The sequence below is a fragment of the Bradyrhizobium erythrophlei genome (assembly GCF_042430365.1).
Classification (GTDB): Bacteria; Pseudomonadota; Alphaproteobacteria; order Rhizobiales; family Xanthobacteraceae; genus Bradyrhizobium; species Bradyrhizobium erythrophlei.
The window spans coordinates 99,630-106,555 of the sequence record NZ_JBHMET010000054.1 but is presented as its reverse complement, the minus strand read 5'-3'; the positions used below and the strand labels follow the sequence as shown (position 1 = coordinate 106,555).

General features: G+C 64.5%; 6 protein-coding genes and 1 tRNA gene. 4 read left to right on the top strand and 3 right to left on the bottom strand.

Annotated features, from left to right (window positions below):
* Positions 1 to 666: 666 nt before the first annotated feature.
* Positions 667 to 1,452: an SDR family NAD(P)-dependent oxidoreductase gene (locus tag ACFFWD_RS09555; protein ID WP_376964164.1), complete on the bottom strand. Its 786-nt coding sequence runs from the start codon at positions 1,450 to 1,452 to the stop codon at positions 667 to 669.
* A gap of 137 nt (positions 1,453 to 1,589) precedes the next feature.
* Here ACFFWD_RS09555 and ACFFWD_RS09550 point away from each other — a divergent pair, with 137 nt between their 5' ends.
* Together ACFFWD_RS09550 and ACFFWD_RS09545 are read left to right on the top strand one after the other, a co-directional pair.
* Complete coding sequence (locus ACFFWD_RS09550; protein ID WP_376964161.1) at positions 1,590 to 2,297, top strand: histidine phosphatase family protein; 708 nt, start codon at positions 1,590 to 1,592, stop codon at positions 2,295 to 2,297.
* Between the two features lie 71 nt (positions 2,298 to 2,368).
* Positions 2,369 to 3,136 (top strand): SDR family NAD(P)-dependent oxidoreductase, encoded by a 768-nt coding sequence (locus tag ACFFWD_RS09545; RefSeq protein ID WP_376964158.1) that lies wholly within the window; start codon positions 2,369 to 2,371, stop codon positions 3,134 to 3,136.
* Positions 3,137 to 3,197: 61 nt separating this feature from the next.
* Here the strand turns inward: ACFFWD_RS09545 and ACFFWD_RS09540 are convergent, their stop codons facing one another.
* Positions 3,198 to 4,421, bottom strand: a complete 1,224-nt coding sequence (locus ACFFWD_RS09540) for a serine hydrolase domain-containing protein (RefSeq protein ID WP_376964155.1) — start codon at positions 4,419 to 4,421, stop codon at positions 3,198 to 3,200.
* Between the two features lie 171 nt (positions 4,422 to 4,592).
* Here ACFFWD_RS09540 and ACFFWD_RS09535 point away from each other — a divergent pair.
* A tRNA-Trp gene (locus ACFFWD_RS09535) sits at positions 4,593 to 4,668 on the top strand.
* Between the two features lie 64 nt (positions 4,669 to 4,732).
* Here ACFFWD_RS09535 and ACFFWD_RS09530 read toward each other — a convergent pair.
* On the bottom strand, positions 4,733 to 5,938 hold the full coding sequence (locus ACFFWD_RS09530; RefSeq protein ID WP_376964152.1) for an ABC transporter substrate-binding protein: 1,206 nt from the start codon (positions 5,936 to 5,938) through the stop codon (positions 4,733 to 4,735).
* Between the two features lie 169 nt (positions 5,939 to 6,107).
* Between ACFFWD_RS09530 and ACFFWD_RS09525 the strand changes: the two genes are divergently transcribed.
* Positions 6,108 to 6,875, top strand: a complete 768-nt coding sequence (locus ACFFWD_RS09525) for a FadR/GntR family transcriptional regulator (protein ID WP_376964149.1) — start codon at positions 6,108 to 6,110, stop codon at positions 6,873 to 6,875.
* Positions 6,876 to 6,926 lie beyond the last annotated feature (51 nt).

Sequence of the window (6,926 nt, the reverse complement as noted above, 5' to 3'; positions counted from 1 at the left end):
CACCCGAATGAGGGGCGGCTCGCGATCGTCACGAACGTGGTGTGGGATGCGGTGGACGCGAAGCGCGCAACTGACGAGTGCGTTTGAGGCGGACGGCGAAGTCGTGTGGTCCTGACGCCCCAGTGGCTGGTGTCTCCTCGCAAGACGCGAAACGTCCTGCGAAGACGGTGGCAAACAAGCGCGGTCTCGCCGGGGAGAGCACGAAATTTCACCTGTGGTCCTACCCCCGTGCTTTTTGTTGCACGGGACCCATGGGTGCGATCGGCACCCGGCTTTCCCTGCGCCCTCTGCTTGAGGAGAGGGCGGAACGAAATGCAAAACTCGGACAAATCATGTCGCGAGAATGCGGACTCGTATCCAGGACTGATGTTCGAACATGCAACCGAAATTGCCCCGTTATTGCAAGGAGCGAAGCGACGAAGCAATCCATGCTTCCCGTTGCGTTGCTATGGATTGCTTCGCTTACGCTCGCAATGACGACGAATGGGGCCCCATGTTCGTCTCTATCACCGTCATGCTGAGGAGCGCGAAGCGCGTCTCGAAGCACGACGGCCACCGCCGTGGGTCGTGCATCCTTCGAGGCCCGCGTTCCGCGGGCGCCTCCAGCGACAACGGCGAAGCCGTTGCGCGGGGATGACGGATCACTCGGCGGCGAAGCGTAAGCGACTAAATCGGCTTGCCCGTATACGGCATCGACGCGGTGAGGCCGCCGTCGACCGGGATCGCCTGGCCGTTGACGTAGGAGGCCTCGTCGCTGGCGAGGAACAATCCCATCGCGGCGAGTTCGTGCGGTTGGCCGGGACGCTTCAGGGGATTGAGCTGGCCGATCTTGTCCTGGGTGCCGCGCTCCTTGGCGCGATCGAACACCGGCTTCGTCATGCCGGTTTCGATCAGGCCGGGGCACACGGCATTGATGCGCACGCCGGTGCCGGACAGCGAGTAGGCGGTGGTCTGCACCAGGCTGATGACGCCGGCCTTGCTCGCACCATAAGGATGCCCGCTGGCACCGGCCTTGAGGCCCGCAACCGATGCGGTGCAGATGATGGAGCCAAAGCCCTGCTTGGTCATGTGCGGGATCGAATGCTTGATCGCGAGGAACGGGCCGATCAGGTTGACGCGCAGCACCTCCTGCCAGTGTTCCACAGTCTGGTCGGCGAGCGGCACCAGCCCGCCGCTGACGCCGGCATTGGCCCAGATCGCATCGAGCTTGCCGTATTTCGACAGCGCTTTGTCGATGAAGGCCTTCACGTCGGCTTCCGAGCCGGCATCCGCGCTCACCGCCTCGACCGTGCCGCCGGCATCGCGCACGAGCTTCGCGGTTTCGTTCACGCCGTCCGTGCGATCGACTGCGATCAGCTTCGCACCTTCCTTCGTGAACAGCAGCGAAGCCGCGCGGCCGATGCCGCTTCCTGCGCCAGTGATGATGACGGATTTGCCTTCGAGGCGGCCCATGAGTTTCTCCCTGGTGGCGTGTTCCGCAGCACTTGCCGCGCGACGGAATTCAAACAAGATTTCAAACGTCCGAGGCACTTGAGACGATGTGCGCCCTGACGTACAGCGACGAGGGACAGTATTGAAGGGCTCATCCGATGTCCAATGCAGACAAGCCAAAGGTGACCGTGACGCGGTGGTGGTGGGTGCGCCACGCGCCGGTGCGCAGCGACGGCGGCAACATCTATGGTCAGGCCGATATCGAATGCGACACCGGCGATCTCGAAGTGTTCGAGGCGGTGGCAAAGATCCTGCCGCGCAATGCGGTGTGGTATGCGAGCAATCTGAAGCGCACGCATCAAACCGCCGAGGCGATCTGGGCCGCCGGCTTTCCGAAGCCTGCCGACATGATCAAGGAAGCAGCCTTCGCCGAGCAGCATCTCGGCGAGTGGCAGGGCATGAACCGCGCGGCGTTTCTGGCCAGCCAGCCGCCCGGCAGAAGCTGGTTTGCCGACGTCAATGAGCCCGCGCCCGGCGGCGAGAGTTTCATGGACCTCTACACGCGTGTCTGCCGCGCGATTGTGCGGATCACCGCCGCGGAGGCGGGCAGGGACGTGATCGCCGTCGGCCATGGCGGCGTGATCAGGTCGGCGGTCGGACTTGCGCTCGGCGGCCAGCCGGATCGCGGATTGTCCTTCGATATCGATAATGTGTCGGTGACGCGGCTCGATCATGTCGCGGGCCCGGGCCTGTCCACCTGGCGGCTGCCGATGGTGAACCAGCAGCCCTGGATCGCCGATCCGCGCCACGCCGCGATGCATCAGCCGGCGGGTCCGGAGGTCAGGCCCACAACCAAGCTCGCCTGACGCCGTTGTCGCGAGGGCACACGCTGCTTAGCTCAACATCAAATTCACGATCCACATCTGGGAGAGAAACAATGAGCTTGTTCGACATGAAGGGTAAGGTCGCCGTCATCACCGGTTCGACGCGCGGCATCGGGCGCGCGATCGCCGAGCGCATGGCCGAGCACGGCGCCAAGGTGGTGATCTCCTCGCGCAAGGCCGACGTCTGCGAAGAGGTGGCAAAGGAGATCAACGACAAGTTCGGCAAGCGCACCGCGGCTGCGGTCGCGGCCAACATCTCCTCGAAGGAAAACCTGCAAAACCTCGTCGACGAGAGCAACCGCGCCTTCGGCAAGATCGACGTGCTGGTCTGCAACGCCGCGTCGAACCCGTATTACGGCCCGCTCGCCGGCATCTCCGACGACCAGTTCAGAAAGATCCTCGACAACAACATCGTCGCCAACAACTGGCTGATCTCGATGGTGGTGCCGCAGATGATCGAGCGCAAGGACGGTTCTATCATCATCGTCTCCTCGATCGGCGGCCTCAAGGGCTCGACCATCCTCGGCGCCTACGCGATCTCGAAGGCCGCCGACATGCAGCTCGCGCGCAACCTCGCCTGCGAATACGGCAAGCACAATATCCGCGTGAACTGCATCGCGCCGGGCCTGATCAAGACCGACTTCGCCAAGGCGCTGTGGGACAATCCGGAGAACCTGAAGGCCTCGACCTCGCGCTCGCCGCTGCTGCGGATCGGCGTGCCGGACGAGATCGCGGGTGCGGCCGTGTTCATGGCCTCGCGCGCCGGCGACTTCATGACCGGCCAGACCATGGTGATCGACGGCGGCGCGACGATCAGCTGACGCGGAGCGTCATCCCGGGGCGCGCGTCAGCGCGAACCCGGGATCTCGAGCCGCAGTGAAGCTACTCCACCGCCGCGTACACCCCGTTCCTCACCAGCGAACGGAAATATTCGCGCTGGCCGGGGCCCTGCATCATGAAGACCGCGATCAGGTCCTCGGCCGGATCGATCCAGAAGAAGGTGCCGGCCATGCCGCTCCAGAAGAACTGGCCGACCGAGCCGGAGAACGGCGCGATGCCTTGCTGCATGCGCACCGCGAAGCCGAGGCCGAAGCTGTGGCCGGGGGAGACGAGCGTGCCCTGGATCTTCACATCGGAGCCGAGGTGGTCGGACGCCATCAGTTCGAGCGTCTTGCGGCCGATGATCCTGGTGCCGTCGAGCGAGCCGCGGTTGAGCAGCATCTGCGAGAAGCGCGCATAGTCCATCGTGGTCGAGACCAGGCCGCCGCCGCCGGATTCCATCGCCGGCTTCTCCAGCATGTTGAACAGCTGCACCTTCTCCCGGGTCCAGGGATCCATCGCGAACGCCTCCGCCAGCCGGCCGGCGTTCTCCTGGCCGCTGTGGAACGCGGTTTCCGCCATCTGCAGCGGATTGAGGATGCGCTCGGTGAGGAACGCGCCGAGCGTCTTGCCGCTGACGACCTCGATGATGCGGCCGAGGATGTCGGTGGAGCGGCTGTAGTTCCACTCGGCGCCGGGCTGGCAGATCAAGGGCATGCTGGCGAGCATGGTGGCGTGCTCGGCATTGGTGATCTTGCGGCTGCGCAGCCGCGATTGCTGGTAGAGCCGCTGCACCAGGCCGTTGCCGGTGTGGTCGTAAGTCAAACCAGAGGTGTGGCGGAGCAGATCCTGGATCGTCATCTGCCGCCTGGCCGGGACCAGTTCGAGGGTGCCGTTGCGCTCGATGCCGACCTTGGTCTCGGCAAACTCCGGAATGAATTTGGCAACGGGATCGCTGAGCAGGAAGTGGCCGTCCTCGAGCAGCATCATGATGCCGATGGAGACGACTGGTTTGGTCATCGAGAAGATGCGGAAGATGGTGTCATGCGCCATCGGCGCTGGGGCCAGCGGGTTCTGGCGGCCGATCGCGTCGAACCAGCCGATCTGGCCGCGCCGCGCCACCAGCACGGTCACGCCGGGCGTGGTTCCCCTGTCGACCTCGCGCTTGAAGGTGTCGGAGAGCGCCTGCAGCCGCGCGCGCGACAGGCCGATCGATTCGGGCTTGGCGAGGGGGAGGGACGGGGTCTTCGGGCTGGCGGCGCGTTGAGTGGCGGTGTGAGCGTTCATGGTCTCTCCCAGTGCTCTTGATTCTTGCTGGCGACATGCCGTCGATCGGTGCGGGGCAAAGTCTGGCGCAGAAGTTTTGCAATGAACAGGACGTTGACCGCTTCGCCCTTGCAATCCGGCCATGCCCTGTGCTTGAAACGGCGCGAACCGGCGGCGACGCCGGTTCCCTGCAGGAGTGTAGCTCAATTGGTAGAGCACCGGTCTCCAAAACCGGGGGTCGCAGGTTCGAGCCCTGCCACTCCTGCCAGCTTTTATCCAGCAATTTGAAGACGTTGGCCGAGGCTCTGAGCCCCGGCCATTATTGTCTTGACCTACTTAAGCAGCGGGCAGCCGCCATCCTTCAAGGGGCGGAACGCCTGATCGCCCGGCACCTCGGCGAGCACCTTGTAGTAATCCCACGGCGCCTTGGATTCCTCGGGCTTCTTGACCTCGAACAGGAACATCGAGTGCACCATGCGGCCGTCCTCGCGCAGCACGCCATTGTCGGTGAAGGCGTCGCGGACCGGGGTCTCGCGCATCTTCGCCAGCACCGGCTTGGTCTCCTTGGTGCCGGCGGCCTTCACGGCGTTGAGGTAGTGCAGGGTGGCGGAGTAGGTCGCGGCCTGGTTCATTGTCGGCATCCGCTTCATGCGCTCGAAGAAGCGCTTGCCGAAGGCGCGGGTGCGGTCGTTGAGGTTCCAGTAGTAGGCCTCGGTGATGATCAGGCCCTGCGCCATCTTCAGCCCGAGGCTGTGGATGTCGGAGATGAACATCACGACGCCCGCGAGGTTCTGTCCGCCCGCGACGACGCCGAATTCGGCGGCCTGCTTGATCGTGTTGATGGTGTCGGCGCCACCATTGGCCATGCCGATGATCTTAGCCTTCGAGGCCTGCGCCTGCAGCAGGAAGGAGGAGAAGTCCGGCGTGTTGAGCGGATGGCGGGCGCTGCCGACCACCTTGCCGCCGGCCGCACGGACGACGTCGCTGGTGTCGCGCTCGACCGAATGGCCGAACAGATAGTCCGCGGTGACGAAGAACCAGGTGTCGCCGCCGTTCTTCACGATCGCGCTGCCGACGGTGTGCGCGTTGGCGTAGGTGTCGTAGGTCCAGTGCACGGTATAGGGCGAGCACGACTTGCCGGTGATGTCGGAGCTCGCCGCGTCCGTCACGATCATGATCTTCTCGAACTGCTTCGACATCTCCATGCCGGCGAGCGCGGTCGCCGAGGTCGGCATGTCGATGATCATGTCGACGTTCTCGGCCTCGTACCATTTGCGCGCCATCGTGGCGGCGATGTCGGCCTTGTTGAGCACGTCGGCGGTGACGAGCTCGATCGGCTTGCCGAACATCGTGCCGCCGAACTCCTCGATCGCCATCTTGGTGGCTTCGACGTTCCCCGTGCCGCCGATGTCGGAATAGACCGACTGGAAGTCGCTGAGCACGCCGATCTTGAGCGGGGTTTGCTGCGCGAGCGCAGACCCAGCGAGTGCGGCCGAAAGCAATCCGGCCGTGGATATCGTCTTGAAAATCGCCCTCATGATGCGGCGTCTCCCCGTGTTCTTCTAGGTTTGTCCGACAAAGCTAGAATTGGCCGGTTCCAGAGTCAATTTGGCCTGCTGGGCTGTGACATTTGGCCCGTTGCAAGCCAAATTGACGGCTCCCGGAAACCGAGATACTTTGTCCGACAATCGCCAATCTGGAGGTTTCGTGCCCGCGACGCCGCTCTTTCGACGCATCGACGTCCAGCCGGCCTATCAAAGGGTGGCCGACGCGATCGAACGCGAAATCGTCAATGGCCGGATCAAGCCGGGCGAGCCGATCGGCACCGAGCAGGAGCTGGTGCAGCAGTTCGGCGTCAACCGCTCGACGGTCCGCGAAGGCATCCGCGTGCTCGAGGAGGGCGGCCTGATCCGGCGCGATTCCAGCCGCCGGCTGCATGCCTGCCTGCCGCGTTACAACAAGCTAGCCACACGGCTCTCGCGCGCGCTGGTGCTGCATGAGGTCACGTTCCGCGAACTGTTCGAGGCGTCGATGACGCTCGAGGTGGCCAGCATTGAAGGCGCGGTGGAGCGCGCGACGGAGGAGAACATCGCCGACCTCGCCGGCAATCTCGAGCGCAGCGCGAAGGTCGTGGGCGATCCCGCCGCGCTCGCCGAGCTTGACGCCGAATTCCACGTGCTGATCGCCAAGGCCTCGCAGAACCGCGTGCTGCAGCTCGCCCGCGAGCCCGCCGCGCAACTGTTCTTTCCGACCACGGAGATGATCGTCGGCGGCGTCGCCGAGGGCGGCGCGCGCCTCGTCGAGGCACACGGCAAACTGCTCGATGCGATCAGGCGGCGCGACAAGGCGGCCGGCGTGCTGTGGACGCGGCGGCATCTGCAGGATTGGCGCCGCGGCTTCGAGAAAGTTGCCTCGCTCGATCGCTCGGTCGAGCACATGTACATGGAGCATGCCCGGGCGGCGCGGCGGCAGTAGCGCCGTGTCACGAGATCGGCGCCTGCGACAACGACAATGAAAATGTTTTGG

Bases quoted from the DNA above. Each gene is read 5' to 3' on its own strand.
- ACFFWD_RS09555 (WP_376964164.1), bottom strand. From the start codon at position 1,452: ATGGGCCGCCTCGAAGGCAAATCCGTCATCATCACTGGCGCAGGAAGC.
- ACFFWD_RS09550 (WP_376964161.1), top strand. From the start codon at position 1,590: ATGTCCAATGCAGACAAGCCAAAGGTGACCGTGACGCGGTGGTGGTGG.
- ACFFWD_RS09545 (WP_376964158.1), top strand. From the start codon at position 2,369: ATGAGCTTGTTCGACATGAAGGGTAAGGTCGCCGTCATCACCGGTTCG.
- ACFFWD_RS09540 (WP_376964155.1), bottom strand. From the start codon at position 4,421: ATGAACGCTCACACCGCCACTCAACGCGCCGCCAGCCCGAAGACCCCG.
- ACFFWD_RS09530 (WP_376964152.1), bottom strand. From the start codon at position 5,938: ATGAGGGCGATTTTCAAGACGATATCCACGGCCGGATTGCTTTCGGCC.